Origin of the sequence: Bradyrhizobium sp. 482_C4_N1_8 (assembly GCF_052075965.1) — a bacterium.
Classification (GTDB): domain Bacteria; phylum Pseudomonadota; class Alphaproteobacteria; order Rhizobiales; family Xanthobacteraceae; genus Bradyrhizobium; species Bradyrhizobium barranii.
In genome coordinates, this window is sequence record NZ_CP197231.1 from 4,828,490 (window position 1) to 4,850,903 (window position 22,414).

Annotated in this window: 38 protein-coding genes and 2 tRNA genes; 15 read left to right on the forward strand and 25 right to left on the reverse strand. The window is 61.0% G+C overall.

Annotated features, from left to right (window positions below):
• Window positions 1-18: 18 nt before the first annotated feature.
• Both tnpB and tnpA read right to left on the reverse strand, forming a co-directional pair.
• Window positions 19-375, reverse strand: a complete 357-nt coding sequence (gene tnpB, locus AB7Z56_RS23045) for an IS66 family insertion sequence element accessory protein TnpB (RefSeq protein ID WP_007606730.1) — start codon at window positions 373-375, stop codon at window positions 19-21.
• Entirely contained in the window at window positions 372-824 is a 453-nt protein-coding gene (tnpA, locus tag AB7Z56_RS23050) for an IS66-like element accessory protein TnpA (protein ID WP_144030647.1), read from the reverse strand. The genes tnpB and tnpA overlap by 4 nt, the downstream gene beginning before the upstream one ends.
• Window positions 825-982: 158 nt before the next feature.
• Between tnpA and AB7Z56_RS23055 the strand changes: the two genes are divergently transcribed.
• A complete protein-coding gene (locus AB7Z56_RS23055; RefSeq protein WP_223153565.1) occupies window positions 983-1,144 on the forward strand; it encodes an RNA-binding protein in 162 nt (53 codons plus the stop codon).
• 155 nt (window positions 1,145-1,299) lie between these two features.
• Here the strand turns inward: AB7Z56_RS23055 and AB7Z56_RS23060 are convergent.
• From AB7Z56_RS23060 to AB7Z56_RS23075, 4 genes are all read right to left on the reverse strand, one after another.
• Window positions 1,300-1,376 (reverse strand) — tRNA-Pro (locus tag AB7Z56_RS23060).
• 92 nt (window positions 1,377-1,468) lie between these two features.
• Entirely contained in the window at window positions 1,469-1,951 is a 483-nt protein-coding gene (locus tag AB7Z56_RS23065) for a DUF192 domain-containing protein (protein ID WP_038959501.1), read from the reverse strand.
• A gap of 123 nt (window positions 1,952-2,074) precedes the next feature.
• Window positions 2,075-2,707 carry a cold-shock protein gene (locus AB7Z56_RS23070; protein WP_028150990.1) on the reverse strand — a complete coding sequence of 211 codons (633 nt, stop codon included), beginning with the start codon at window positions 2,705-2,707 and terminating at the stop codon, window positions 2,075-2,077.
• Between the two features lie 199 nt (window positions 2,708-2,906).
• The gene (locus AB7Z56_RS23075) at window positions 2,907-3,668 is read right to left on the reverse strand and encodes an SIR2 family NAD-dependent protein deacylase (RefSeq protein WP_354096254.1); all 762 of its coding nucleotides are present in this window, start codon (window positions 3,666-3,668) and stop codon (window positions 2,907-2,909) included.
• A 284-nt stretch (window positions 3,669-3,952) separates the two neighbouring features.
• Here AB7Z56_RS23075 and AB7Z56_RS23080 point away from each other — a divergent pair, with 284 nt between their 5' ends.
• The gene (locus tag AB7Z56_RS23080; RefSeq protein WP_014495457.1) at window positions 3,953-4,117 is read left to right on the forward strand and encodes a hypothetical protein; all 165 of its coding nucleotides are present in this window, start codon (window positions 3,953-3,955) and stop codon (window positions 4,115-4,117) included.
• Window positions 4,118-4,186: 69 nt separating this feature from the next.
• Here the strand turns inward: AB7Z56_RS23080 and AB7Z56_RS23085 are convergent, their stop codons facing one another.
• Window positions 4,187-4,474 carry a hypothetical protein gene (locus AB7Z56_RS23085; protein WP_063983453.1) on the reverse strand — a complete coding sequence of 96 codons (288 nt, stop codon included), beginning with the start codon at window positions 4,472-4,474 and terminating at the stop codon, window positions 4,187-4,189.
• A gap of 172 nt (window positions 4,475-4,646) precedes the next feature.
• Between AB7Z56_RS23085 and AB7Z56_RS23090 the strand changes: the two genes are divergently transcribed.
• Window positions 4,647-5,000 (forward strand): hypothetical protein, encoded by a 354-nt coding sequence (locus AB7Z56_RS23090; protein ID WP_354096252.1) that lies wholly within the window; start codon window positions 4,647-4,649, stop codon window positions 4,998-5,000.
• Between the two features lie 78 nt (window positions 5,001-5,078).
• On the forward strand, window positions 5,079-5,204 hold the full coding sequence (locus AB7Z56_RS23095; RefSeq protein WP_135213555.1) for a hypothetical protein: 126 nt from the start codon (window positions 5,079-5,081) through the stop codon (window positions 5,202-5,204).
• On the opposite strand, the gene AB7Z56_RS23100 is transcribed toward AB7Z56_RS23095, so the two are convergent.
• From AB7Z56_RS23100 to AB7Z56_RS23110, 3 genes are all read right to left on the reverse strand, one after another.
• Window positions 5,201-5,398, reverse strand: a complete 198-nt coding sequence (locus AB7Z56_RS23100; protein ID WP_039148983.1) for a hypothetical protein — start codon at window positions 5,396-5,398, stop codon at window positions 5,201-5,203. The genes AB7Z56_RS23095 and AB7Z56_RS23100 overlap by 4 nt on opposite strands.
• A gap of 370 nt (window positions 5,399-5,768) precedes the next feature.
• A complete protein-coding gene (locus AB7Z56_RS23105; RefSeq protein WP_256376411.1) occupies window positions 5,769-5,897 on the reverse strand; it encodes a hypothetical protein in 129 nt (42 codons plus the stop codon).
• 288 nt (window positions 5,898-6,185) lie between these two features.
• A complete protein-coding gene (locus AB7Z56_RS23110; RefSeq protein ID WP_014495463.1) occupies window positions 6,186-6,323 on the reverse strand; it encodes a hypothetical protein in 138 nt (45 codons plus the stop codon).
• A gap of 346 nt (window positions 6,324-6,669) precedes the next feature.
• Between AB7Z56_RS23110 and AB7Z56_RS23115 the strand changes: the two genes are divergently transcribed.
• A complete protein-coding gene (locus AB7Z56_RS23115; protein WP_063983455.1) occupies window positions 6,670-6,897 on the forward strand; it encodes a hypothetical protein in 228 nt (75 codons plus the stop codon).
• A gap of 294 nt (window positions 6,898-7,191) precedes the next feature.
• Here AB7Z56_RS23115 and AB7Z56_RS23120 read toward each other — a convergent pair whose 3' ends face one another.
• Both AB7Z56_RS23120 and AB7Z56_RS23125 read right to left on the reverse strand, forming a co-directional pair.
• A complete protein-coding gene (locus AB7Z56_RS23120; RefSeq protein WP_084795141.1) occupies window positions 7,192-7,368 on the reverse strand; it encodes a DUF2934 domain-containing protein in 177 nt (58 codons plus the stop codon).
• Between the two features lie 128 nt (window positions 7,369-7,496).
• Complete coding sequence (locus AB7Z56_RS23125; RefSeq protein WP_007591377.1) at window positions 7,497-7,793, reverse strand: HU family DNA-binding protein; 297 nt, start codon at window positions 7,791-7,793, stop codon at window positions 7,497-7,499.
• Window positions 7,794-8,143: 350 nt separating this feature from the next.
• Here AB7Z56_RS23125 and AB7Z56_RS23130 point away from each other — a divergent pair, with 350 nt between their 5' ends.
• The 3 genes from AB7Z56_RS23130 (at window position 8,144) to AB7Z56_RS23140 (ending at window position 9,367) form a co-directional block, all read left to right on the forward strand.
• Window positions 8,144-8,638, forward strand: coding sequence for a hypothetical protein (locus AB7Z56_RS23130; protein ID WP_063983456.1), 495 nt, complete (start codon window positions 8,144-8,146; stop codon window positions 8,636-8,638).
• Between the two features lie 163 nt (window positions 8,639-8,801).
• On the forward strand, window positions 8,802-9,104 hold the full coding sequence (locus tag AB7Z56_RS23135) for a hypothetical protein (RefSeq protein WP_028161315.1): 303 nt from the start codon (window positions 8,802-8,804) through the stop codon (window positions 9,102-9,104).
• Window positions 9,105-9,190: 86 nt separating this feature from the next.
• Window positions 9,191-9,367, forward strand: a complete 177-nt coding sequence (locus AB7Z56_RS23140; protein ID WP_187387710.1) for a hypothetical protein — start codon at window positions 9,191-9,193, stop codon at window positions 9,365-9,367.
• Window positions 9,368-9,833: 466 nt separating this feature from the next.
• Here AB7Z56_RS23140 and AB7Z56_RS23145 read toward each other — a convergent pair whose 3' ends face one another.
• A complete protein-coding gene (locus AB7Z56_RS23145) occupies window positions 9,834-10,112 on the reverse strand; it encodes a hypothetical protein (protein ID WP_063983458.1) in 279 nt (92 codons plus the stop codon).
• The gene (locus AB7Z56_RS23150) at window positions 10,112-10,312 is read right to left on the reverse strand and encodes a hypothetical protein (protein WP_084795142.1); all 201 of its coding nucleotides are present in this window, start codon (window positions 10,310-10,312) and stop codon (window positions 10,112-10,114) included. Before AB7Z56_RS23150 ends, AB7Z56_RS23145 begins: the two co-directional genes overlap by 1 nt.
• A gap of 173 nt (window positions 10,313-10,485) precedes the next feature.
• Here AB7Z56_RS23150 and AB7Z56_RS23155 point away from each other — a divergent pair, with 173 nt between their 5' ends.
• On the forward strand, window positions 10,486-10,671 hold the full coding sequence (locus tag AB7Z56_RS23155) for a hypothetical protein (protein WP_028151001.1): 186 nt from the start codon (window positions 10,486-10,488) through the stop codon (window positions 10,669-10,671).
• 131 nt (window positions 10,672-10,802) lie between these two features.
• Here AB7Z56_RS23155 and AB7Z56_RS23160 read toward each other — a convergent pair whose 3' ends face one another.
• The 3 genes from AB7Z56_RS23160 to AB7Z56_RS23170 form a co-directional block, all read right to left on the reverse strand.
• Complete coding sequence (locus AB7Z56_RS23160; RefSeq protein WP_354096250.1) at window positions 10,803-11,474, reverse strand: transposase; 672 nt, start codon at window positions 11,472-11,474, stop codon at window positions 10,803-10,805.
• 77 nt (window positions 11,475-11,551) lie between these two features.
• Window positions 11,552-11,830 carry a hypothetical protein gene (locus AB7Z56_RS23165; protein ID WP_063983460.1) on the reverse strand — a complete coding sequence of 93 codons (279 nt, stop codon included), beginning with the start codon at window positions 11,828-11,830 and terminating at the stop codon, window positions 11,552-11,554.
• Entirely contained in the window at window positions 11,830-12,030 is a 201-nt protein-coding gene (locus tag AB7Z56_RS23170; RefSeq protein ID WP_354096249.1) for a hypothetical protein, read from the reverse strand. Before AB7Z56_RS23170 ends, AB7Z56_RS23165 begins: the two co-directional genes overlap by 1 nt.
• Before the next feature lie 242 nt (window positions 12,031-12,272).
• Between AB7Z56_RS23170 and AB7Z56_RS23175 the strand changes: the two genes are divergently transcribed.
• A complete protein-coding gene (locus tag AB7Z56_RS23175) occupies window positions 12,273-12,458 on the forward strand; it encodes a hypothetical protein (protein ID WP_441256423.1) in 186 nt (61 codons plus the stop codon).
• Between the two features lie 131 nt (window positions 12,459-12,589).
• Here AB7Z56_RS23175 and AB7Z56_RS23180 read toward each other — a convergent pair whose 3' ends face one another.
• The 5 genes from AB7Z56_RS23180 to AB7Z56_RS23200 form a co-directional block, all read right to left on the reverse strand.
• A complete protein-coding gene (locus AB7Z56_RS23180) occupies window positions 12,590-13,261 on the reverse strand; it encodes a transposase (protein WP_231141878.1) in 672 nt (223 codons plus the stop codon).
• Between the two features lie 1,032 nt (window positions 13,262-14,293).
• Window positions 14,294-14,857 carry a hypothetical protein gene (locus tag AB7Z56_RS23185; RefSeq protein WP_063983464.1) on the reverse strand — a complete coding sequence of 188 codons (564 nt, stop codon included), beginning with the start codon at window positions 14,855-14,857 and terminating at the stop codon, window positions 14,294-14,296.
• A gap of 162 nt (window positions 14,858-15,019) precedes the next feature.
• Window positions 15,020-15,931, reverse strand: a complete 912-nt coding sequence (locus tag AB7Z56_RS23190) for a peptidoglycan-binding domain-containing protein (protein ID WP_084795143.1) — start codon at window positions 15,929-15,931, stop codon at window positions 15,020-15,022.
• Window positions 15,932-16,241: 310 nt separating this feature from the next.
• Window positions 16,242-16,955, reverse strand: a complete 714-nt coding sequence (locus AB7Z56_RS23195; RefSeq protein ID WP_354096940.1) for a hypothetical protein — start codon at window positions 16,953-16,955, stop codon at window positions 16,242-16,244.
• Window positions 16,956-16,960: 5 nt separating this feature from the next.
• Window positions 16,961-17,167, reverse strand: a complete 207-nt coding sequence (locus AB7Z56_RS23200) for a hypothetical protein (protein WP_028151003.1) — start codon at window positions 17,165-17,167, stop codon at window positions 16,961-16,963.
• Window positions 17,168-17,469: 302 nt separating this feature from the next.
• Between AB7Z56_RS23200 and AB7Z56_RS23205 the strand changes: the two genes are divergently transcribed.
• Window positions 17,470-17,922 (forward strand): VOC family protein, encoded by a 453-nt coding sequence (locus tag AB7Z56_RS23205; RefSeq protein WP_014495478.1) that lies wholly within the window; start codon window positions 17,470-17,472, stop codon window positions 17,920-17,922.
• Window positions 17,923-18,263: 341 nt separating this feature from the next.
• Window positions 18,264-18,902: a glutathione S-transferase family protein gene (locus AB7Z56_RS23210; RefSeq protein WP_441256424.1), complete on the forward strand. Its 639-nt coding sequence runs from the start codon at window positions 18,264-18,266 to the stop codon at window positions 18,900-18,902.
• A 132-nt stretch (window positions 18,903-19,034) separates the two neighbouring features.
• On the opposite strand, the gene AB7Z56_RS23215 is transcribed toward AB7Z56_RS23210, so the two are convergent.
• The 3 genes from AB7Z56_RS23215 to AB7Z56_RS23225 are packed head-to-tail and all read right to left on the reverse strand — an operon-like array spanning window position 19,035 to window position 19,765.
• Complete coding sequence (locus tag AB7Z56_RS23215) at window positions 19,035-19,202, reverse strand: hypothetical protein (protein WP_014495480.1); 168 nt, start codon at window positions 19,200-19,202, stop codon at window positions 19,035-19,037.
• Window positions 19,203-19,208: 6 nt separating this feature from the next.
• Entirely contained in the window at window positions 19,209-19,454 is a 246-nt protein-coding gene (locus tag AB7Z56_RS23220) for a hypothetical protein (protein WP_354096942.1), read from the reverse strand.
• A gap of 56 nt (window positions 19,455-19,510) precedes the next feature.
• Window positions 19,511-19,765 carry a PilZ domain-containing protein gene (locus AB7Z56_RS23225; protein WP_063983468.1) on the reverse strand — a complete coding sequence of 85 codons (255 nt, stop codon included), beginning with the start codon at window positions 19,763-19,765 and terminating at the stop codon, window positions 19,511-19,513.
• A gap of 224 nt (window positions 19,766-19,989) precedes the next feature.
• Here AB7Z56_RS23225 and AB7Z56_RS23230 point away from each other — a divergent pair.
• From AB7Z56_RS23230 to AB7Z56_RS23240, 3 genes are all read left to right on the forward strand, one after another.
• A tRNA-Glu gene (locus AB7Z56_RS23230) sits at window positions 19,990-20,064 on the forward strand.
• A gap of 114 nt (window positions 20,065-20,178) precedes the next feature.
• Window positions 20,179-21,528, forward strand: coding sequence for a hypothetical protein (locus AB7Z56_RS23235; protein ID WP_231141877.1), 1,350 nt, complete (start codon window positions 20,179-20,181; stop codon window positions 21,526-21,528).
• A gap of 402 nt (window positions 21,529-21,930) precedes the next feature.
• Window positions 21,931-22,221, forward strand: a complete 291-nt coding sequence (locus AB7Z56_RS23240; protein ID WP_354096944.1) for a hypothetical protein — start codon at window positions 21,931-21,933, stop codon at window positions 22,219-22,221.
• Window positions 22,222-22,414: the final 193 nt, after the last annotated feature.

Sequence of the window (22,414 nt, forward strand, 5' to 3'; positions counted from 1 at the left end):
GATTCACTGTGCCGCAGTTCAACTCGCTTGGATCGGCGACGGTGTCTCGCGCGCGGCGTGGACGCGCTTCCAGTCTAGTCCTTCGAGCAAGGCTGACAGCTGCGCCGCGGTCAGGCGAATGACGCCGTCCTGCACGTTGGGCCAGCAGAACGAACCGGTCTCAAGCCGCTTGGCGAACAGGCACACACCCGTGCCGTCCCAATAGATCAGCTTTACCCGGTCGGCGCGCTTGGCGCGGAACACATACACGGCGCCGGAGAACGGATCGGCCTGGATGCTCTCACGCACCAGGGCCGCGAGCCCTTCGGCACCCTTGCGGAAGTCGACCGGCCTGGTCGCCACCATCACCCGCACCGCGCCCGTCGGACCGATCACGTGCAGGTCTTCAGCGCATGGATCACGGCCGCAATCGTCGCGGCATCCGCGCCGCGGCCGACCCGGACCGCGACGCCGTTGATCTCGAGCTCGATGATGCTGCTGTTCTCGGCGCCCTCGAGCGCCTTCCGGAGGCGTCGGCGCTGCCGCGGTGAGCGCTCCGGCGGCGTGGACGATGGGGTAACGACAGCGGGCACGAACGTCTGCGGCTCGGGAGCCACAGGGATCGCAACCGGCTGTCGCATTTGCCGGCGCCACGTAAACAGCTGTTGCGGCGACAATCCGTGCCGCCGCGCGACCTCCGATACCACGGCTCCCGGGGCCAGCGTCTCCTCGACGAACCGCGCCTTGTCGTCGGCCGAGAACTGCCGGCGTCGGCCGCTCTCCGTGATGACCTCGACCAGACGAACCGAGGTCCTGGGCTCAAGCATATGTTCAAGCTTAGACACAAGCCGATCTCCAATCAGAGATCGATCATTCCTCGCTCGACGCCTTCAATGGAAGGTGGGACCGAAACAGCGCTTACGTGTGAGCTGGAGCGCGGCCGGTGAATTTTCACGAGCGAGCAGAGACCAACGAACAGCAGGCCGCAAGCCAAGGGGATGCAGTGAGTCAAATCGATACGACCGAGAAGCTCTCGGGCACGCCGGAGACTGAAAGTTCGCTGTTCGCACTGTGCGGGCTTGGCGTCGCCGGGATCGCAATGCTGGGCTGGATCTGCGCCCTCGCCTGGATCGCCTGGCGCCTGGTCGATTGGCTGTTGTTCTGAAATCGAAACGCCGCCGGCACGCCGACGCACGCAAAAGTGGCAGCGGACGCAATTTCGCGGAGATCGTCCTGCCGACCTGACCGTCGTGGCGGCAGCGGCAACGGGATGAGCGCGGCGCAATATCGAGAGAATTGAAGGAGCTTCAACCTCGGGACTGGTCGGGGCAGCTGGATTCGAACCAACGACCTGCAGTACCCAAAACTGCCGCGCTACCAGGCTGCGCTATACCCCGAATGTCCAGCGAGCCCCGTCGATACACGCTTCCCAAAGCGCCATCAAGCTTTCAAGCCGCCAGCAAGGCGGCAATAACCCCGCCGGGTCGCCCTACTTGGTGCCGAACAGCGGGTGGCCGACGCGGTCGCCGGGACGGATGCCGTATTTCTGCGCCGTTCCCGCCACCACCTCCAGCACGGCCCGCGCGGGCCCCTGGGACGAGATGATCTTGGTCGACAGCGGCTCGGTGTTTTCGGCGATGCGCAGGATGCGGCCGTCGGCGCGGATGAAGATCATGTCGAGCGAGACGTAGGTGTTCTTCATCCACATCGACACTTCCTGCTCGGGTTTGAAGTCGAACAGCATGCCTTTGCCGTCGGCCAGTTCCTTGCGGTACATCAGCCCGGTCTGCTTCTCCTCCTCGGTCGTCGCCATTTCCACCGAGAACACCTGCACGCCGTTCCTGGTGACGATCTCGAGCGGCTGGAAGCTGGCGGCGCGCACCGGCGCGCTCCCGACGGCACAGCCGACGACGAGGATGGCGGCCAGCCAGCCCCTCGCAATGGACCAGACGGCCTTTCGGTCAAAATTCATGGGACGGTACTCAAGGGGGCGTGGGACTGGACCAGTCCTTACGCGGCGATCGTGACAAAAGCCAGAGGCGCGCCGGACGGCCCGCGCGCCTCTTGTCACGATTGCGGGAGTTGGTGATCGCCGCTAGTGCGACTGCAATCCCGGCGATCCCGTCTCGGGATGGATCTCGGCCGCCATCATGCCCTTGGAGCCGGGCCCGAAGCGGACCAGGACATATTGGCCGGGCCTGAGCTCGGTCATGCCGAAGCGGCGCAGCGTCTCCATGTGCACGAAGATGTCGGGCGTGCCCTCGCCGCAGGTCAGGAAGCCGAAGCCGCGCAGGCGGTTGAACCACTTGACCTGGGCTCGCTCCAGTCCGCTGGTCGCGGTGACCGTGACGTGGGTGCGCGGCGGCAGCATCTGCGCCGGATGGATCGCGGTCGACTCGTCCATCGAGACCACGCGGAAGGCCTGGTAGCCCTTGGCGCGCTGGATGCACTCGACGACGATGCGGGCGCCCTCATAGGCGGTCTGGAAGCCGTCGCGCCTGAGCACGGTGACGTGCAGCAGCACGTCCGGCCAGCCATTGTCGGGAACGATGAAGCCGTAGCCCTTTGAAGCGTCGAACCATTTGATGACGCCGTGAACCTCAACGAGGTTGGCACTGCCTTCACCAAGTCCGCTGAACGGGCTTAGCGCGTTATCGCGACCGCCGCCGTGCTCGCCCACAGCGGGAACTCCGATCTTCTTGGACTCAAATCCGTCCGACGACCCCATAACCCCGGACCCCACACTGCCCATTGCAACCCGCCTCAGCGGCGGCGTCGAATCACGCGTCTTAAGAGAATGTTCTCAATTCGACGCGATGCGAATCTTTCGACTCAAAAGATAACACTCCCGGTTGCGGCGCATAGATAAAAATATGATTCGCCGGAACCTATGAACAGCTTGCACAGCCGCGAATCAAATTGATGCCTCAATTTCCGACAAAGGGCCCGAGAGTCTCGCCGATGTCGTGGCGGATGACGAGGTCGGCGATGTCGTCCTGATCGGTCGGCTCGCGATTGATGATCACCAGACGTGCACCGGCGTTCTTCGCCATCATCGGAAAGCCCGCCGCCGGCCACACCACGAGCGAGGAGCCGATCGCGATGAAGAGGTCGCAGGCTTGCGACAGCGCGGTCGCGCGCTGCATTTCGTCGTCGGGCATCATCTGGCCGAACGAGATCGTCGCGGTCTTCACCGGCTCGTCGCACGCGGTGCAGTTGGGTGCGCCGCCGTCTTCGTCGAAGCGGCGCTTCACCCAGTCGAGCTGATAGGCCTGCCCGCATCCGATGCAGCGTGCATAAGTGGTATTGCCGTGAAGCTCGATGACGTGCTCGGCGGCAAAGCCCGAAGCCTGGTGCAGATTGTCGATGTTCTGGGTGATGACGGCGGGAACCTTGCCGGCGCGGTAGAGCGAGGCGAGTGCGCGATGACCGCGGCCGGGCCTGGCCGCGGCAAAGACAGATTCCATCGCAAAGCGGCGGCGCCAGGATTCGTCGCGAGCCTCCTGGCTCGCGACGAACTCGTCGAACGCGATCGGACGATTGCGCGTCCAGATTCCGCCCGGCGAGCGGAAGTCCGGGATGCCGCATTCGGTGGAGATGCCCGCGCCGGTGAACGGCACGATGGTCCTGGATTCGGCGATCATGTCGCCGAGTCGTTCGACGCCGCTGCGAATATCCGATGCAATCACTCGCGGCCTCCCGTGTTGGCCTTGCGCTGGCCGCTCCATGCGCAAGCGACAAGATCGTTGACGCTGTTATCCACTGTCACGTGAGAATCGCGCAAGCGCGGTCGGCAATTTTTTCCGACCTTCGCTTATCACAATCCTGCAATGCCTCCTCCCCATTGACGCCCCAATCAGAAGCGCCAATGCATGTGTTAACGCGACTCAACGTGATTGCGGCGGCAGTGCGTGAGTTCGGCCGTGCACACATATTGGAGTGCACAGATACTGACGTGTAGAGGGGATTTGACATGACCGAAGACGAACAACGCAAAATCCGCGAACGCGAAGAGATCGCCGCCCGTGTCGCCGCCTTCCGTGCCACCCAGGAAAAATTCCAGCGCGAGCGCGAAGAGTATTTCGTGTCGACGCTCGACAATGCGCGCAAGGTGGAGCGGCCCTCGCTCTGGCCATAAAGGCACCTCCGATCGCCACGCATGAAAAAAGCCCGGAGCATCGCTCCGGGCTTTTCACTTGGTCAGCCGTTACCAGTGGCGGTAGTAGTGGCGCCGGGGATAGTACGGCCCATCGCCGTAATAGGCATACGGGCCGGGGCTGTAATAGGCGGGCCCGCCATAATAGCCGTAGCCCGGACCATAATAGCCGTACGGATGGGACGCAGCGACCGCGCCGGCGGTGATCGCGCCGGCGGCGAGGCCGAATGCGAGGCCCGGGCCAATGCCGCGACCGCGCGCCTCTGCAGGCGCAGGCGCCGCGACCGCGGTCACGCCGACGGCCGCAACGGTGGCCAGAACTGCCAATGTCTTCTTCATGACTCTCCTCCTTCGCGTCTCGCGGGGACAACGTCGCCGGCCCGCGATGGTTGCGCGCAGGAGTGGAACCCGGGCGGCAGAAAAATATCGGCACGAGCGGAACGAAAGCCGGTTCGGCGGATTGCATCTGCGAGTGCGGAAGCCTCCGCTATCCGGTTGAGGCGACAGCACGATGCCCCGTCAGCATCTCCGCGATGCTGGCGGGGTTTTTGGTTTCACGGAAAGAAGTTTCACGGAAAGAAAATGGCGGCAGACATCAATGGCTGCCACCGGGACGGATGCCGAGGAGGACCCATTGCCGCTATCCGCTTTGCTGGGGCGCATCCGCAGGCTCGTTCCCAAATCCCGCGACCAGCACTACGACGAGATCGTCCGCAACTTCGGTGTCGGCGCGCTGCGCCCGCCGCCGACGCCGATGAGCGACGGCGAGCTGGCGCGGGCCATCGCCGAGTTCCTCAAGGAGCAGCCCTCGAGCGCGTCCGTTGCGACCCTCGGCCGGCGGCTGGACCCCTCCTCTCCGCTGTAAGCGGGTTTGTTTCTGGCGAGCACGGAACAAATGTTTCCCGCGCACGTTGAACCCTCTTCACGCAAGAAGGGACCCGACATGCCCGCGTGGCTTGAAGTTCTGCTCAACCTGTCCGGCTATGCCGGCTTCGTCGCGCTTGCGCGCCGCGGCACCGCGTGCCCGGACCATTCCGCCGACGACCGCATCTACGGTGACGAGCGCTAATTGGTGTGGGGCGCCTGGCCTGCCGTGCGCACCAGCCGGTCGGCCTTGACCGCGACGCGCGTGTCCTCGAGCTGCGGCCGCAGCGAGAAGCTGATCACCACGAAGGCGAGGCAGAACAGCGAGCCGACGACGGCGACGCGCCGGTAGGTGTGCCGGTCGCCCTGAAAGAAGGATGGTTCTGAAAAAGGTGTCATGCAAACTTGCTTCTGGGCAAAGTCGTTTCTTGTCCTTGCCAAGACACCTATCCCAAGCAACCGCAAGCGCAACGCGATTGGGGTTTTAACCTAACCGAATAGGGTTATCGGCTTTCCCGCAAATTTTCGTTAGGAGTTTGCGCAAGGCTTGAGACATCTGCCCTTGAGATCCCGGCGCGCCGCTTCAGACAACGTCCGCACCAAAACTCGTAAACGCTCCGGCGGAGCCGCGGGTACGGCTTTGTTCCAGCTTCGCCTGCATTTCGTTCTCGAAGAACGAATCGGAATCGAAAAAATCGGCACGGAGCAACTCTTAACAAGTGGTGCGGATCGTCGCGAAAGCGAACGTGCGATCGCAGCGAAGGCACCATCACTCCATGTCATCTCGCTTCGGTGGCGGCGGCACCTGCGGCACCGAGGGCCTGCCTTTGCGCAGCCGCTTGTGCCTGTCGGACCAGAACACTTTGACGATCTCGGCGAGAAACCAGCACGCATCCATGTCGCTCTCCTTCGCCTCATTCCGTAACGAGGACACGAGGGCGGGACCGTGCGAAGCATCACGCTCACGCGCGGCGAGAAGGACTGTCCCGCATCGACACAGAAGGCACGCCTTGTTCTGCATCCGACTCCATTTCGTTCGCAAAGAACGAATCGGAGTCGAGCAAATCAGCGCGGCGCGACTCCTAACGATCGATGAAGGCGCGCGCCGTCACGGCTTCATCGGCAAGATTTTCAACGGCAGACGAGATCGCGCTTACTGGGTCGCGTCGTGGCCCGCCGGCGCGCCTCAGGCCGCTCGCTTGGCGTTGGCCTTCTCGGAAAAACATTCGAGGATCTGGATGCGGAGCTCTTCAGCGGCCGGCCCCTCGACCTTCCGCAGCTGATTCCAGAGCCTAATCACTTCGCGCTGTTTCTCGATGGTCATGAGTCACCTCCAACGTGATTACCAACTAGAACAAAATGAGAACAAAAAGTCCAGCCCCTCGCGCGCGATTTCCCACGCACATCGCCTCAAGCCTTCCTCGCGCCGCGCGGCCCCCCCTGAAAGCTGGGGATTTCCGCGCCCGGCCACTGGCAGCTCCGCCTGACGAACATGCGCCATCGCCACGGCGGGTTGCTTTTTGGATTTTCAACCTTAAGTTCGAGGCGCTGGCGGCCAGGCGCTGAAATCCCAACGCCGCCGGCCAAGAGAGCCCCGTGCGCAAGCGCGGGGTTTTTCTTTTGGGAACGCGCCGTCGTCCTCCCCGTTAGCCATTCCGGAGCGAGGGACCGTGACCAGGAAATTCTACGCCGTCGAAGTGGTTCGTCAGATCGAGGAGACCGTGGAGATCATGGTCGAGGCCCCCGACGAGACCACGGCGCACGATGCGGCGCTTGCGCACCTCAAGGCGCGCGGCTCCGAATATCAGTGGCTCAATCCCAAATGCGAATTCATCGTCTGGCGCGAGCGCCAGATCGATCCGCCGGCGATCATCGATGTGTCGGTGTCGACGGAGTAGCGGCCGGAACGAATGTCCCCGCCCCGCGTTGTCAGGCTGAATTCAGTGGTGCTGGCGGCTGTGCGACGCGGCCATCCAGCTTCGAGAAGCCCCGGCCCCAAGGCCGGGGCTTTTCTTTTCGGCGCCGTCGAACAACAAGGCAGCAAACAACAAAGCAGCCACACGGGCGTTACACCGGGTGGCTGCTTTGACGACTGTCAGCTTCGCGCAAGATTCCGTCGCCGTCATCTTAACCGCCGAACGCCGGACAACGTTCCGGTGTACGGCAAATTTTCGTGCGGCCTTTGTTGACCGTCAGACCGGCAAATTGTCGTTCAGCCCCGGCGGGACTTCGCCTTGCGCGGCCCTCTCGGCGAGGAGCAACTTTTCGGCCTCATACCAGAAGGTGTCCATTCTCCCCGCGGGCTCGCCGGCTTCCCGCCAGAGATGATAGGCGCGGTCCCGGATCTGTTCCTCGCTCAGACTGGCCATGTGACGTCTCCCTTTGGGAAGCAAAGCGTGACGATGCCCGAGAGTTCCTTGTCCGTGTCCGACACACCAGCCGGCGGTCGTTGCGGCGCTCCGCGACAGGAAGCCGCCGCGACGACGTCGCGGGTCGCTTAGACGGAGTCCTTGGCCACCTTCAGCGGCGAGGCCTTCACCGACTTGCTCGCCGGCTTCGCCGCGAACTGCATCGGCTCCTTGGTGAAGGGGTTGACGCCCATGCGGGCCTCGGTCGCCGGCTTGTTCACGACCGACATCTTGACGAAGCCGGGAATGACGAACTCGCCGGACTCGTTGAGCTCCTTGTAGCCAACCGTCGCCATGTACTCGATGACCGACTTCACGTCGTTCTTCGACAGCTGCGTGCCCTCGGCAATTGCATCAATCAATTGAGTTTTCGTCATCTTCGCCATGTCTGAATTCCTTTTGTGCGGGTGAGCAGATCCTGCTCAGGACGCGGCTGAACCACGCAAGTGTGATGCCGATTCACGCCGGAGGTCATGAAGTCACGGGGCTTAGAACCCATTGAGGCCCAAAACACAAGCATGGCTTCGGCTGGGGTTCCAGCCCGTCCCGCGAAAGTGTCGCAGCATGCGCCGCGTTGGCTTTGAACCATTCTGCCGCTGGCGCATCTAACTAATTGAAGTCCCCAAGCTTCACCCCCATCAGAGAGCCCCGCTTCCCCCAGGCGGGGCTTTCGCTTTTGGAGGCCTGGTGGAGCGCGCCGGCTGTTATATGGTCGGATGTTTCTCGTGAGGGGCTGATGAAGATTGCCATTGTTATCGCCGGCCTGATCGTCGTTGCGGTCGCCGCCCTGGTCGCCATCCAGCCGGAGTTCTTGAAGCCTGCGTCTCTGGCACAGGTCAAGAAGTCCGACATCTTCGGCTTTTCGCCCGGGATGACATTCGAGGAGACCAACAAGCTCGTCACGCAACGTCACTACCGCTGCCGACAGGGTCGCGGTTCGTACATCCTCGAATGCGAAATCAACGGCGCCAAAGTCACGGTCTATAGTGACGACGTCGACGCCAGCCACCCCATCCGGCGCGTCAATGCCGCGTTGAACAATCCGGGGCCGCAGGACGCGGCCGTCAAGTCGATCTCCGACCAGTTCAACGCCCAACCGACCAGGGACGCTCGCGAGGGATGGACGTGGATCGTCGGCCGTGGGCTCAAGCTGAGCTACGACGGCAGCGCCTTGAAGCTCGTGGACGAGGCCGGGGATAACAGGCTTCGCAACGACGAAGCCAAGCGCTAGGCGCGCTGCGCCGAAATGAGCGGACTGTCACCGCAACCCGGTTATCCCCAGCCAACGCGTCACCTCATCGTGAAACCTGCGGCCCGGCACGCCTTGTTGAGACTTCGGTAACCTAACCCATCCACTCTCCCCGCCAGTATCGTTGCGTTGGAGTAAACCCACAGTGCTGAATTTTGACGAGCTGCGTGAACTCGCGGCTGATGTTCGCGTGTTTGTTGACATCGCCGAGGACAAGGCTGAAGCGCTCAAGGCCGTCATCGCGGCCTACGACGTGGTGCTGGCGATCTTCCCCTCGCAGGAAGGCATGGGCCTCCACGTCATCAAGGGCAAAGAGATCCTGGACAGAATCGCAAACTCACGGACCCATGCGGTCTATAGCCACACGGCGATCGCGGTTCCCGATCTCGAGCATGCGCAGATGCTCAAATATCTGACGGCGCCTGTCGAACGGCGGATTGCTGCGTAGTTGCCCACGGCATCCTCACAATGACCGGCGCATAGGAACGGTCGGCTCTGCCGCACATTGATCCATCTCCAGATGAGGAGATTGCAATGAGCGTTGAAGGTAAAGCCAAGGAAGCCGCCGGCTACGTCAAGGAAGAGCTGTACGAGCGCGGCAAATCGCCCGAGAGCCAGAAGAAGGCTCAGGAGGGTCGCGACCTCAGGAACGAAGGCCGCGTCGAAGACGGCAAGCCGCCTAAGACGACGAAGCCCGGCACCGGTCACTAGACCGACTTTTCGAAACCCGCCCCTGGCCATGTCAGGGGCGGTTTTTCATGTGCGCTCGTGCCCCGGACGCAGCGCTCCCGGCGATGCGAAGCATGGTCCGACAGCGACGAACGCGCTGCGGCTACGTCCCATCTCGCATGTCCCTGGTCGCGAAGTGACATCCAAACGCCACCAGGACCAGAGCAAACGTCGAGCCGAGCAGAATTCGCAGGGTCGATCCCATCTCCTGGCTCACATATCGGACGTCGTGTCGGTGACTGTAACGCTGGGGATGTGCGGCATCAGGCTCTTGGGGAGAGCTCGTCAAAAGCACAAGCCACGCGACGGTCCCGCAAAGCGCAGCAATCCTCGCAATCTTCCCGAGCCGTTGCAGCCAGCGCGTCATGCCGCCCTCGTCATGGCGTGGATCTCCGCTACGCTCTTTCCCGGATCGGCCTTCATAAGCTCCAGGAGGCAGCCGCGCCTCTCAAGTCTTCGGCTTGGCCAGCAGCCTGAGAGCGCTGAGAACGCTGAGAATGGCGAAAGCACCGAGAGCGTAGATGAGTGCATTCACGAGCCAGGAAATGGCAATCCCTGCGAAGCTGGAGCCTCCGACCGCTCCCCAGAACAAATACGCTGCGCTGATGCCGGGCCACTCCAGCGAAAGAAAAGCGAAGTCGGTCAGCGGCTCGATGGCGAGGAGCACCGACGAGATGAGCGCCCCGATGACCAATGCGATGATGAGGTTCGCTTTCACGGAGAGCATCAAAACCCCAACAGCCCGGCGAAAACAGGAATGAGGAAATAGGCGGCGAGCCCGAGAAGGCCGCCCACGACGAGGCGTGCAGCGCGGCCGTGAATCTTCGTATCGAGCCACGCACAAACCGCCACCGCAACCTGCCTCAGCCAGTTACCAACGAGGCTTCTGACGAGATCAAACAGGAGTTCTGCAAGGACAGCGGACATGGCGTTTAGTCGCCCTAACTCTGGCGGGGTTCAACTGCCGAGGGTTTGACCATTGCGGGCGCCGGTTCGATAGGTTGCTGGCAAGGTCATTGCTCGACACTCATAAACAGCCATCATCGCCGAGCCAGCCGCAAGCGGGTTCACTTTTGAGAGAATTCCCTGCATAGTGCGGCATGGCCAAAGCAAAAGTGACCTTCAAAACCGTCCGCCTCTCAGACAGCGACTGGAAGATACTGGCGGACTACCCCGACCACGAACAGCGCGAAATCACCGGATTCGCCAGCAAGGCAGATGCCGACGACTGGATCAACGGCGATCGCAAGATCGCATGGCTCCGTTCCCAGGGTTACGCCAAGTGAGCTAGCCCAGTGAGCTAACAAAGTGACGTAGCTGTCGCGCGCACCTCGCAATCCTCCTTTTTGATATTGCAGCCGCGTCGTGTCATGTCCTCGCGCGTAATTACGGTGACAGTGCACTTAATTAGCTGACCTCATTCATCATCTGCCGTAGATGGCTTCGGCCCGCGCTTCGCCAGCTTGAGAACGCGTCCGGTCAGGCGCTCGATGCGAGCCAGAAAGCGGTCGTCGCCAAGCGGGCGGCCGATGCTTTCCGCGGAACGCAGCGCGCCGAATAGATTCAGCTCCGGCTCAGTTGCCAGCAAATCGGCAAAATCCGGGAAGCGATCGCGGATCGGCGCCAGCGCGGTCAGGCCGTCATCCCGCCAGCGCAGATGGGCACGCGTGCTCGCCCACCGCCAATCCTGCGCGCGCTGCACCAACCGCGCCCGCACGGGGTTGAGCGACACGTAACGCAGCGCCGCCGCAAGATGGCGCTCGTCCATGGCGACAGCGCCGAACCTACCTTGCCAGAAATGACCCGTGCGCTTGCGTCGCGCCTGGATGGTGCCGGCATAGCTTCGATGCGCACGGGCCAGTGCGCGGCGCAGCCCGTCGGGATCGGACGGCACCAGGATGAGATGCACGTGGTTTGGCATCAGGCACCAGGCCCACACCTCAACTCCGGCGTCGCCGCAATTTGCGGCGAGCAGGTCACGATAGAGCGCGTAATCGTCATCGTCGAAGAACGTGCGCGACCGGCCATTGCCGCGCTGGGTGACATGGTGCGGATGACCGGGAATAACGACACGGGCAAGACGGGCCATGCCGCATCTTGATCGCGAAATCGGATGGCGTCAATTTAGTGCACTGTCACCGTAATTTCAGGAGGTCGCCGCGCGCCTCAACTCTTCGGCCTGGCCAGCAGCCTGAGAGCGCTGAGAACACTGAGAATGGCGAAAGCACAAAGACCGTAGGTGAGTGCATTCACGACCCAGGATATGGCAATCCCTGCGAAGCTGGAGCCTCCGACTGCTCCCCAGAACAAATACGCTGCGGTGATGCCGGGCCACTCCAGCGAAAGAAAAGCGAATTCGGTCAGCGGCTCGATGGCGAGGAGCACCGACGAGATGAGCGCCCCGATGGCCAATGCGATGATGAGGTTCGCCTTCACGGAGAGCATCAAAACCCCAGCAGCCCGGCGATAACCGGAACGAGGAAATAGGCGGCGAGCCCGAGCAGGCCGCCCACGACCAAGCGTGCCCCGCGGCCGTGAATCTTCGTATCGAGCCACGCACAAACCGCCACCGCAGCCTGTCTCAGCCAGTCGCCAACGAGGATTCTGGCGAGATCAAACAGGAGTTCTGCAAAGAAAGCGGCCATGGCGTTTAGTCGCCCTACCTCTGGCGGGGTTCAACCGCCGCGAGTTGGCCATTGAGGGCGCCGGTTCGATAGGTTGCTGGCGAGGTCACTGCTCGACACTCGTAAACAGCCATCATCGCCGAGGAACGGGCCGATCGGGGCCGGATCGGTTTTCCGTCACTGTGAGTGATGCCGATGCGGATTGACGAAAAGCCGGCCGCAAAGCGGGTTCTCTTTTGAGAGAATTCCCTGCATAGTGCGGCATGGCCAAAGCAAAAGTGACCTTCAAAACCGTCCGCCTCTCAGACAGCGACTGGAAGATACTGGCGGACTACCCCGACCACGAACAGCGCGAAATCACCGGATTCGCCAGCAAGGCAAATGCCGACGACTGGATCAACGGCGATCGCAAGATCGCATGGCTCCGTTCCCAAGGTTACGCCAAGTGAACTAGCCAAGTGAGCTAGCCAAGTGACGTAGCTGTCGCGCGCACATCGCAATCCTCCTTTTTGATGTTGCAGCCGCGCCGTGTCATGTCATCGCGCGTAATTACGGTGACAGTGCACTTAATTAGCTGACCTCATTCATCATCTACCGTAGATGGCTTCGGCCCGCGCTTCGCCGGCTTGAGAACGCGTCCGGTCTGGCGCTCGATGCGAGCCAGAAAGCGGTCGTCGCCAAGCGGGCGGCCGATGCTTTCCGCGGAACGCAGCGCGCCGAATAGATTCAGCTCCGGCTCAGTTGTGAGCAAATCAGCAAAATCCGGGAAGCGATGGGGGATCGGCACCAGCGCGGTCAGGCCGTCATCCCGCCAGCGCAGATGGGCACGCGTGCTCGCCCACCGCCAATCCTGAGCACGCTGCACCAACCGCGCCCGCGCGGGGTTGAACGACACGTAACGCAGCGCCGCCGCAAGATGGCGCTCGTCCATGGCGACAGCGCCGAACCTACCTTGCCAGAAATGACTCGTGCGCTTGCGTCGCGCCTGGATGGTGCCGGCATAGCTTCGATGCACACGGGCCAGTGCGCGGCGCAGCCCGTCGGGATCGGACGGCACCAGGATGAGATGCACGTGGTTTGGCATCAGGCACCAGGCCCACACCTCAACTCCGGCGTCGCCGCAATTTGCGGCGAGCAGGTCACGATAGAGCGCATAGTCGCCATCGTCGAAGAACGTGCGCGACCGGCCATTGCCGCGCTGGGTGACATGGTGCGGATGACCGGGAATAACGACACGGGCAAGGCGGGCCATGCCGCTTCTTGATCGCGAAATCGGATGGCGTCAATTTAGTGCACTGTCACCGTAATTCTGCGGATGCACGGACTGGAATGAGAGCAACGATGTCGGACTAAACAGCTACTGGGATTCGGAAGACGCTAGAACCAGAACCCAGGCATTCGCCTGTCCAGGCCAAAATAGGTAGGTGCGTCCAGTTGTTGCCTTGATCGTCTTATTTTCCTTTCCGTCGTGGTACGAGACTAGAACCGTCTCGCCGCATTTTGCACACGAAAAGTCTGTCGACTGCTTAGGCTCAATCGATAGGGTTTGCCATGCAGACTGCCCGTTCCAGTAAGAAAAAACTAACGTGTATGGACCGGGATTTCGTATGCGAATTTCACCCGACTTAGGCGGCGAGTTCAAGAGAATAGACGGGGGAGCTATCTGAGCTATTCCCCCTTCCCGAGGACCGATAGGCGTCCTTGGTGTCGCAGAATCCCCCGCGGCGGCTGGCGCCCCTAGACCTATTGCGACCAAAACGCAAACCGGAATCATCGCGCGGACCATCATGCTGCGCTCCTTACTTCTTCTGTATTCGAAAGCTTTCCTGGTGACTGAGAAGCTGTGCTTTGTTGAGCGTCACTCGAAACAGGGGCAGCCGAAGTAGTTTGTGCAAAACGACCTAGCATGTACCCGATGATAGTTCCGAATAGTCCGAAAGCCGGTGCAATCTGTTCGTTGCTGTAGCCAACTGTCACCAAGATGAGAGTTCCAGTGATTACGGTAAGTATGATTACTGGGCGGGCAATGTCATCAGGCCGAGCATTCGCTACTTTCCGTAACGAAAAAATAAGGGCGCCTATAATCGCGAGACCAAGAATGCCGATCAAGCAGGTCAGCCAAAACTCGTAAGGTGTCTTTGACGAAAAAAATCCCGCGAGAGTGGCTCCTGCGCTCGAAGGATTCTGAAGCACTGGCGGAGGAGGTATGGTCTCCTCGCAGGCGCTTGGCGAAATCCAGCAACTCCACATTGCTATGGCTAAAGTGAGCTGCGCTGAATGCTTTCTACAGTCCACGCACATAGGATGCACCCTCCTGCGCTGAATCTTGGAACGGCTTCCCACTCAACGACAGCGTATATCCTTTATCCAATGCCGCGCATCGCTGCCCCGGAGATCCATGATCATCCGGTGAAGCGTTTTCGTAAGCGCCTAGGTCAATGAATGCCCTCAGTACATCGCGCATAGCGCCGGGATCGGATCCCATCTTCTTGGCCAAATAGTATCCGGCGAGGACGTCAGCATGAAGCTCGCGCAAACGCTCCGTGGGGCCGCTCAAACGAGCATAATATTGATCGGCCGAGAAGAACTGAAATATGTGCCCGCACTCGTGTGCTAACACACAGGCTACGGTGATGCCTCCTTGCCTCGGTTTGAGAAGCTCATTAACCAGCCTGATTCCGATTAAGACAGTCCCCTTTGTTCCATTGACGATGGTCTCAGGCGTGGCTCCTGCGTTCTTGGCGTTGACAAACTTGAATCCAGGGTCAACCGGAATCACCGAAATGATGCGCTTCAATTCTGCTATCAGCGCTCTGTCAAAGGCCGGATCGCCCGATTTGGATGTCATGTTACTATAATCGGGCGGCGAACTTCCAGAAACGCAGGCCACACGGCTGCCGTCGATCGCATAGGAAGCTGTTCGGCTTGACACGAGGGTCGAAATCGAACCGATGATCAAAGCGCGTCGCGAGCATGCAATACACATGGCGACATCTCTCAATGTTAAAGCTCAATCCTTTTTAAACGCGGCAACCGGAGCCGGGGTCATCGCAGCTGGACAATCTCCAAGTCCCTTGTAACAGTCTAAAACGCTGACCGCGGACTTGCTCGTCTGAATTACAAGAGGAGGTGGATTCGCAACGGCAGGCGGAGTGCTGATGCCAACCGTTTCATTCGACGAAGCATCATTCTTTCGGTCGGTGTTGGACCTGAAACTAGACAGCATCGCGGGAGGAATTGCCTGGTACTCGATGGGCCGATCCTTGCTCATCCAAATTGAAAATCCGCGTATCTCCGGTGGCTTGTTAGGCGGCGTTACAACATCGGCGCGGACATAGACAGCTGCTTTTCCCTCGAATGCAGCAATCACGAACCAATCGTTTTCAACGAAACGCTGATAGGCAACTTTCCTGTCATTGATCTTGAGGAATCTGTCGAAGAGATCTTTAAACGACACTTCGGTCCCAAACCGCAGTGTCTCAACAAGCAATCCGTTTTTCTTGCTGTACCAGTGGTTACCCCATTTCGTCTCTGTTGGTCCCTCCACATAGCCCAAGGGAATACCGACTGAAACCCCTGCGTCATTGTCTGTAAACTGCTTAAACCCCGCTTGAGTACGACGAACTCGACCCTCGCGCAGAAGTTGACCTTCTTCCAGCGGCGTCAATTGACCCGTTACAGGATGCCCAATGCGAGCTTGGAATTTCTTGATAGCCGCAAGCGTGCCTTCACCGACATTTCCATCAACAAGACCTTCGTAGTAGGTCATCCAAATCAGAGCTTCTTGTTGCTTTCGGATTTGGGGCGCTGTTTGAGATTGCGCAAATGCCGGTCCGGCGCAAAGCGACGCAACCGTTGCGGCTATCCGTATGACGTGGGTCGCATTCTGGATGCTGGATACAGCCCGTCCGCACGTACTCATATCTTCCCTCCGGAAGAAGCGCGTCCGAAGTTTGCACCGGCAAAGGGTAGTGCTCGCTATACAGCGGGAATATGAACTAGTTCACATTACGAAAAAATGCACAAAGTTATGGGCCGGCGCGTCAAAAGATCGGGGCGCGGCAACCTTCAGGATGATCCGTTTCGAGCGGCAAACAGCATTCGATGCTTGGGATTACGGTGACAGTGCACTAAATTGATTCCCGATCGCCACCCCTACTGACTCTGGGGCTTCGGCCGACAGCTTGGTGCTAGCGCCAATTGAGTGCACTGTCACCGTAACTCCAGCCACTTCAATTCGTCGTGGTCTTGCCGCCGCGCATGGACACGAGCTTGTCCTCACCAAATCCGAGAATGAGCCAAGCGGTCTCATCGAAACCGTCTGCGAGCTTTCCCTCGTGAGAATACACGATCTGAGCAGCTTCCGACTTCGACGGCGGTCCCAACGCCGTGATTACCTCCTGACGCGACATACCTAAATGCAGCTTGCTGTCGAGGACGACGGGCGAGAACTTTTCCGGGATGATGGCGCAATCGGCCGAGGCCCCGGCGTCTTTCTCGGTGAGCTCTTCAACGATCTCCGTGACGAGATGGTCCGGGCCGCCCATCTCTCCGCTGGACACCACCCATAATCGATGCTGCGCGCGCCGATAACACAGCCAATAGATGCTATCTCCAGCGTCGCCTTGGTGTCGGATGGTCCCTTCGCCCACGGCTTCGCGAACCGCGCCGAGTCGCGTCTCTTCGAAGCGGCCGGCGAATGCGCCTAGCGAAAAGCGGGTCGCCAATCTCTTCACGACTGTCGGCGGCACGCGCTCGAACGCATGTTTGTCGACTGGGGGCGGCGGTGTCTGCGCGGAGCAGTCGTCCGCGGGGATCGCGAAAAGGAGAAGGAGCAAGAAGAGCGTCTTTCGACCATCAACTCCGAATTGCCTATATATTTCTCGCCTCAGCAGGTCGCGCCTAGGCGTCGAGAGTGCGGGCATCAGTTTCTGGGTGTCGGACACGTCAGTCACCCCAGCTTCCCTTCATTGATCTTGTGCGCAACCTCGCCAACAGAGCTGCCAACGATGACGGCGGTCACGATTGGCCAAAAACCCGCCACCATGACGATAGCGCCCCAACGCATGTCTTCGCCGGGCCGTCTGTAGCCATCGTTGATGCCGCCGAGGATCAACCAGATCAGGCAGCCAATTGCATATCGCTTGAACCATTTCACGGCGAAATACCTTCCAGATATGGGCATTAGTGACCGGGACATTGAGGATGGTTCATCGGCAGGACCGGGCTTGCTCATTGACGAGAAGCGCTGAATTCCGCTGACAGCGCATTGAACTCATCTGCGTGTCCCGGCTGACGCTACGGCTTGTCCGTCCATGCTGAGTTGGCTGACCGCACCCACCGTCTCTCCCTCACGCACATGTGCCTGCGCCCCCTGCCCCTCCTCCCACTTTCCTGCTATCTCCTGTCCCCGCCGTTCCGGCCCAAACCAAAACACCTCCGTATCAGGGAGCAACAACCATGCGATACCTCCACACCATGCTGCGCGTGCGCAATCTCGATGTCGCGCTGAAGTTTTACCAGGATGCGCTGGGACTGAAGGAGGTGCGGCGGATCGAGAACGACAAGGGGCGCTTCACGCTCGTCTTCCTGTGCTCGGCAGACGATCTCGAGGCGCTGAAGAAGCAGCCGCAAACGCGCGGCGCGCCGCTGGTCGAGCTCACTTACAATTGGGACGAGGAGAAGTATGGCGAGGATCGCTTCTTCGGCCATCTCGCCTATGAGGTCGACGACATCTACGCAACCTGCGCGCAGCTGATGAAGGCCGGCGTCACCATCAACCGGCCGCCGCGCGACGGCAACATGGCCTTCGTCCGCTCGCCAGACCTGCACTCGATCGAGTTGCTGCAGAAGGGCGAGCCGAAGGCGCCGGCCGAGCCCTGGTCGTCGATGCCGAATACCGGCCACTGGTAGGGCCGCGACGCAGGAACTAGCCCTCGCTACCCGTGTTGTCCCTCCGACATAACGATTGGAGGAGGACGCAATGGGACGAGGACTGTTGCTGTGGATGCTTGGCGTGCCGATCCCGGTGATCATTCTGTTGTGGCTGTTCTTCGGCCACTGATCATCGGGCTCGATTTGCCGGGTTCGATTTGCCAGGCTCAACTTGCTAGGTTCAACTTGCCAAGTTTGGCTTGCAATGAAAGCTCCGCCGACGGCGGAGCTTTTTGCATGAGGGGCGCGCCGCAATCGCCGTCGCTCCCGCCAGGGAATTCCGCTATCACGCGCGCCAAAGCGAAATGCGGGAGGACTTCATGCCGGGCACCAAGCGGACGATCTGGGGCCGCGCCAACTCGGTCAACGTGCAGAAGGTGCTGTGGTGCCTCGCCGAGCTCGACCTGCCCTATGAGCGCATCGACGCCGGCATGAGTTTCGGCAAGACCCGCGAGCCCGACTATCTCGCGATGAACCCCAATGCGCGCATCCCGACGCTGGTCGAGGGCGACTTCGTGCTGTGGGAGTCCAACTCCATCATGCGCTATCTCTGCCTCGCGCATGGCCGCGGCACGCCGATCTATCCCGAGGCAGCGAAGCTGCGCACCAGCGTCGACCGCTGGCTCGACTGGACGCTGTCGATGGTGCAGCCGGTCGACCGCCCGGTGTTCTGGGGCATCGTGCGCACGGCACCCGCCGAGCGCGACATGATCCAGGTGCAGCGGGATGCCGATGCCGCCGCCGAGGTCTGGGCCATCGCCGACCGCCTGCTCTCAACGCGCCGCTTCATCGACGGCGACCAGTTTACGCTGGCCGACATCGCGATCGGCGCCTATGCGCGGCGCTGGCTGGGCGTCGAAGGCATCACCCGCCCGGCGCAACCGCATTTGACCCGCTGGCTCGCCGAGCTCGGCAAACGGCCCGGATTTGCACAGTTTGTCGCACCGCCGATGTCGTGAGCCGGTGACGCGGCGTAAGCTCCGCTGAGCGCGCGATGAATCGTCGTCATGGCGCACGTGCCAGGCGTCGCGCCGGCACTTGACGGCTACTGTGCATGGGGTTGTTTTCGCGTTTTTTGTTTCGGGTGGTGCCTAGCGCCAGCCGCGCTCGACCAGCAGCACGCAGATGATCAGCACCAGCGTCACGGCGGCGGTGGCGAGCTTGGCCGTCCAGCTCAGGCCGCGGCCGACCCACAACAGCAGCGCGCAATACATCACGAAGGGGACGATGATGTCGGGCCGCATGAGATCGGGCGGCATCCGGCTTCAGCGCCTGACCGTGGTCTCGACGCTGACCGAGCCGCCGATCTTCACGCAGGTGCCGGTGCTCTCGACCATGACGAAGCGCGGGCCATAGGAGGCGCAGGAGCCGGCCTTCACTGTGCCGCCCGTCCCCTTCAGCGGCAGAGTCTTGCCGGCCTGTGGTCGCTCGGCGGGCGGAAGGCGCAGGGCCTCGGCCGCGGCCGCGGAGGTGGCCAGCAACGGGATGAGGATGAGGAGCAGCGCGCGCATGCAGCCGTTCTAGCCCGGACCGGCGCCCCGCGCCATCCGGGTCGCCTCGGCCGGGATCAGATGAACTTGACGCCGGCCGATTTGCCGCGGCGCCAGATCACCTGGCAGCTCCGCCCGGTGCGGGCATCGCGAGCGAAGGCCATCCGGATCACGCCCGGGAGCTGGCTCGCGTCCTCGTCCAGCGTGATCTTCGCGCCGGTATCGGAGATGTCCTGGACCAGGCAATGCCGCGCCGCGAACCCGCCGTCGAGCGTGATCCAGGCGTGCCGCGACAGCGATTTGCGGGCTGCGCGCTTCTTGGGCTGGGGCATGGACAAATTTCTCCGGTTCCAGCGCTAGCTCACGGGGCCTAAGAAACCGTTGAAATCGCCCCCGAATGTAGCGGGGGTGGAGGCTATCCACCGGTGCCAAAAGACCGTTCCCGAACGGCTTGCCCACGGCGCCAAAGGCCACTATACGTTCGCCCGCTGCAGCCGCTGGGCTCGACTCGGATGGCCGGCGGCCATGCCGTGAAAAGCGGCGGGGCCTTGTGTTTGCTCCCTTCGTCTATCGGTTAGGACGCCACCCTTTCACGGTGGAGAGAGCGGTTCGATTCCGCTAGGGAGCGCCAAAACGTCTCCAATAAAAACACCGCAAAATCAGCTAGTTAAGTGTAAAGAGTGACATATTCGGCACCCTAACGGCATGTAAACGTAGATACATAGCGTAGATACGTGGGGCGGAAATGAAGGCCGACTACCTGATTCAGCGAAACGGCTACTGGCAGTATCACAGACGCGTCCCGAAAGCCTACGTCGGCCTGGGCGGCAAGAGCAGCAAGTTCATCGTCATCAGCACGAAGATCGCGGTTGCCGACGACCGCGCAGGCAGCAAGGCCGCGCGCGTGGCAGCCAGGCTCAATGAACAGCAGGAAGCCCGCTGGCGTAGCCTCGCATCCGGAACCCCAGACAAGCAGCGGTGGCAGGACGCCGTATCCATCGCCCGCTCGCACGGGCTGGATTACCTGACGCCGGTTGAGGCGGCCCAGCGCCAGATTGAAGAGTTGCTTGCGCGGATCGAGACCTTGAAGGTCGGTGAGCGCAGGACCGACGTCGCCGTCGTGGACGCCGTGCTGGGTGCTGTCGACAAGCCGCGCGTCATGCTCTCCGATCTGTTCGGCGAGTATGAAAAGACCCAGCAAACGCCGCTCTCGAAAATGTCGCCCAACCAAAAGCGGAAATGGACCAGCGCCAAGAAGCGCGCGGTCGAAATCCTGATCGAGCAGCGCGGCGACAAGGCGTTGCAAGATATTACGCGCGCCGACGCCGTGGCCTATGCTGACTTCTGGGAAGGCCGCACCATCGCTGAAGGCATCAGCCCTAGCAGCGCTAACAAGAACATCAGCCACATCGGAGGCATGATCCGCGCTGTCGACAAACGCCTCAAGCTTGGGCTGGATCATGTATTCGGCGGCACGCGCCTGGAGGGCGGCAGGGACGGTAATCGGTCGCCATTCACGGTAGAGCACATCCGCAGCGTTATCCTGGCTCCGGGAGCGCTGGACGGGCTCAACGACGAGGCAAAGGATGTGGTTTACATCGTGATGGAAACGGGCTGTCGACCAAGCGAGATAGTGAACCTCAGTAAGAGCCGGATCAAGCTGGGCGCAGAGATCCCGTTCATTCGCGTAGAAGCTGAAGGCAGGCTGTTGAAGACAGAGCACAGCGAGCGCGATATTCCGCTCGTCGGCATGGCGCTGGATGCGATGAAGCGGCACCCGGCAGGCTTCCCGCGCTACTTCGACAACGGCGACAACCTTAGCGCCACGCTGATGAAGCATTTTAAAAAGGCCAAGCTGCTGCCCAAGGTGAGCGAGGATACGCCACTGAAGAAGAGACCCAAGTACGGCGTTTACTCGTTTCGTCACAGCCTCAAAGATCGCCTGAAGGCTGTGGAGTGCCCAGAGGAGTTAACCGACGAGTTGATCGGTCACGCCACAGGCAAGCCGAAGTATGGCGATGGCTACGGGCTGCAGCTCAAGGCGAAATATCTGCAGTCGATTGCTCTGGCGCCAGCATGCATAAGCAAAAAGTAACGCCGCCCGCCGCGCGGTTGAGGAAGATCGTTGCTGCACTGAGTGGAAAATAGCCCGAGGAACCGTAACTAGCCCGCAAGATTTGATTCCTGCCGGGGGCTGCACGGAGAACCCCCATGGGAAGAAACCGCCGCCGTTTCGAACAGATTCAGTCTGCTGAAGAACGTCTGGTTGACCAAGCCGCGGAACTGCGGGAGCGGGCTCAGGCGATGCCTCCGGGGGTCGAGAAAGATGCCCTTCTCCGGCGCGCCCGTCAGGCTGAGGCTGGCACTCACGTCACGAAAGGTCGCCGGGGTTGTAGTTGCCGACGGCGCTGGAGCCCGGCCGAACGGAAAAACGCGGCCAGGGCGTTTTCACACCTGCGAAAGAGAAACCAGTAGCGAGCTGTCGAATTGGGGGTGGATGGCGGAGTCGTTCGGCAGCTCATTTACGGTCGTTGAAGTGACGGCGGAATGCCTGCCGCCCGACCAGCCAAAGCACCAAATTTGGGTCGCGCTCGCTAAGCCAAGTCAGGCTCTAACTTTGGTGCTCGCAGCCGTGCCTGAAGGCTGGACGGCGGAGGTTTTAGATGTCGCGCTCACCGCCGAGCAGCAGCGGATGTTAGAAGAACTAAAACTCGATCCTGGTGATGTGTACAGGTTGACGAAACAGGGCGGTGTTGCCTCGCCTCGGCGCAGTCCGCGGACGGATTGATTGCGCAGCCTCAAACGAAAACTGAAGCTGAAAACCCCGCCTGCGCAAGGAACCTTTTTTTAAATTCCGATTTTAAGGATTTTTCAGTGAGGAGTATCGCAGATGCCCGAGTCGCATCGACGGTGGAGTGAAGATGAAATCTCTACGCTTAAGAGCCTGGCGGGGAAGATGCCGGTTGGCCAGATTGCTGCTA

Excerpts from the sequence above, each read along its gene's own strand:
- AB7Z56_RS23065 (WP_038959501.1), bottom strand. The coding sequence starts at position 1,951 with ATGAATTTTGACCGAAAGGCCGTCTGGTCCATTGCGAGGGGCTGGCTG.
- AB7Z56_RS23070 (WP_028150990.1), bottom strand. The coding sequence starts at position 2,707 with ATGGGGTCGTCGGACGGATTTGAGTCCAAGAAGATCGGAGTTCCCGCT.
- AB7Z56_RS23080 (WP_014495457.1), top strand. The coding sequence starts at position 3,953 with ATGACCGAAGACGAACAACGCAAAATCCGCGAACGCGAAGAGATCGCC.
- AB7Z56_RS23085 (WP_063983453.1), bottom strand. The coding sequence starts at position 4,474 with ATGAAGAAGACATTGGCAGTTCTGGCCACCGTTGCGGCCGTCGGCGTG.
- AB7Z56_RS23090 (WP_354096252.1), top strand. The coding sequence starts at position 4,647 with ATGCCCCGTCAGCATCTCCGCGATGCTGGCGGGGTTTTTGGTTTCACG.
- AB7Z56_RS23095 (WP_135213555.1), top strand. The coding sequence starts at position 5,079 with ATGCCCGCGTGGCTTGAAGTTCTGCTCAACCTGTCCGGCTATGCCGGC.
- AB7Z56_RS23100 (WP_039148983.1), bottom strand. The coding sequence starts at position 5,398 with ATGACACCTTTTTCAGAACCATCCTTCTTTCAGGGCGACCGGCACACC.
- AB7Z56_RS23105 (WP_256376411.1), bottom strand. The coding sequence starts at position 5,897 with ATGGATGCGTGCTGGTTTCTCGCCGAGATCGTCAAAGTGTTCTGGTCC.
- AB7Z56_RS23110 (WP_014495463.1), bottom strand. The coding sequence starts at position 6,323 with ATGACCATCGAGAAACAGCGCGAAGTGATTAGGCTCTGGAATCAGCTG.
- AB7Z56_RS23120 (WP_084795141.1), bottom strand. The coding sequence starts at position 7,368 with ATGGCCAGTCTGAGCGAGGAACAGATCCGGGACCGCGCCTATCATCTC.
- AB7Z56_RS23125 (WP_007591377.1), bottom strand. The coding sequence starts at position 7,793 with ATGGCGAAGATGACGAAAACTCAATTGATTGATGCAATTGCCGAGGGC.
- AB7Z56_RS23130 (WP_063983456.1), top strand. The coding sequence starts at position 8,144 with ATGAAGATTGCCATTGTTATCGCCGGCCTGATCGTCGTTGCGGTCGCC.
- AB7Z56_RS23140 (WP_187387710.1), top strand. The coding sequence starts at position 9,191 with ATGAGCGTTGAAGGTAAAGCCAAGGAAGCCGCCGGCTACGTCAAGGAA.
- AB7Z56_RS23145 (WP_063983458.1), bottom strand. The coding sequence starts at position 10,112 with ATGCTCTCCGTGAAAGCGAACCTCATCATCGCATTGGTCATCGGGGCG.
- AB7Z56_RS23150 (WP_084795142.1), bottom strand. The coding sequence starts at position 10,312 with ATGTCCGCTGTCCTTGCAGAACTCCTGTTTGATCTCGTCAGAAGCCTC.
- AB7Z56_RS23155 (WP_028151001.1), top strand. The coding sequence starts at position 10,486 with ATGGCCAAAGCAAAAGTGACCTTCAAAACCGTCCGCCTCTCAGACAGC.
- AB7Z56_RS23160 (WP_354096250.1), bottom strand. The coding sequence starts at position 11,474 with ATGGCCCGTCTTGCCCGTGTCGTTATTCCCGGTCATCCGCACCATGTC.
- AB7Z56_RS23165 (WP_063983460.1), bottom strand. The coding sequence starts at position 11,830 with ATGCTCTCCGTGAAGGCGAACCTCATCATCGCATTGGCCATCGGGGCG.
- AB7Z56_RS23170 (WP_354096249.1), bottom strand. The coding sequence starts at position 12,030 with ATGGCCGCTTTCTTTGCAGAACTCCTGTTTGATCTCGCCAGAATCCTC.
- AB7Z56_RS23175 (WP_441256423.1), top strand. The coding sequence starts at position 12,273 with ATGGCCAAAGCAAAAGTGACCTTCAAAACCGTCCGCCTCTCAGACAGC.
- AB7Z56_RS23180 (WP_231141878.1), bottom strand. The coding sequence starts at position 13,261 with ATGGCCCGCCTTGCCCGTGTCGTTATTCCCGGTCATCCGCACCATGTC.
- AB7Z56_RS23185 (WP_063983464.1), bottom strand. The coding sequence starts at position 14,857 with ATGACATCCAAATCGGGCGATCCGGCCTTTGACAGAGCGCTGATAGCA.
- AB7Z56_RS23190 (WP_084795143.1), bottom strand. The coding sequence starts at position 15,931 with ATGAGTACGTGCGGACGGGCTGTATCCAGCATCCAGAATGCGACCCAC.
- AB7Z56_RS23205 (WP_014495478.1), top strand. The coding sequence starts at position 17,470 with ATGCGATACCTCCACACCATGCTGCGCGTGCGCAATCTCGATGTCGCG.
- AB7Z56_RS23210 (WP_441256424.1), top strand. The coding sequence starts at position 18,264 with ATGCCGGGCACCAAGCGGACGATCTGGGGCCGCGCCAACTCGGTCAAC.
- AB7Z56_RS23215 (WP_014495480.1), bottom strand. The coding sequence starts at position 19,202 with ATGCCGCCCGATCTCATGCGGCCCGACATCATCGTCCCCTTCGTGATG.
- AB7Z56_RS23220 (WP_354096942.1), bottom strand. The coding sequence starts at position 19,454 with ATGCGCGCGCTGCTCCTCATCCTCATCCCGTTGCTGGCCACCTCCGCG.
- AB7Z56_RS23225 (WP_063983468.1), bottom strand. The coding sequence starts at position 19,765 with ATGCCCCAGCCCAAGAAGCGCGCAGCCCGCAAATCGCTGTCGCGGCAC.
- AB7Z56_RS23235 (WP_231141877.1), top strand. The coding sequence starts at position 20,179 with ATGAAGGCCGACTACCTGATTCAGCGAAACGGCTACTGGCAGTATCAC.
- AB7Z56_RS23240 (WP_354096944.1), top strand. The coding sequence starts at position 21,931 with ATGGCGGAGTCGTTCGGCAGCTCATTTACGGTCGTTGAAGTGACGGCG.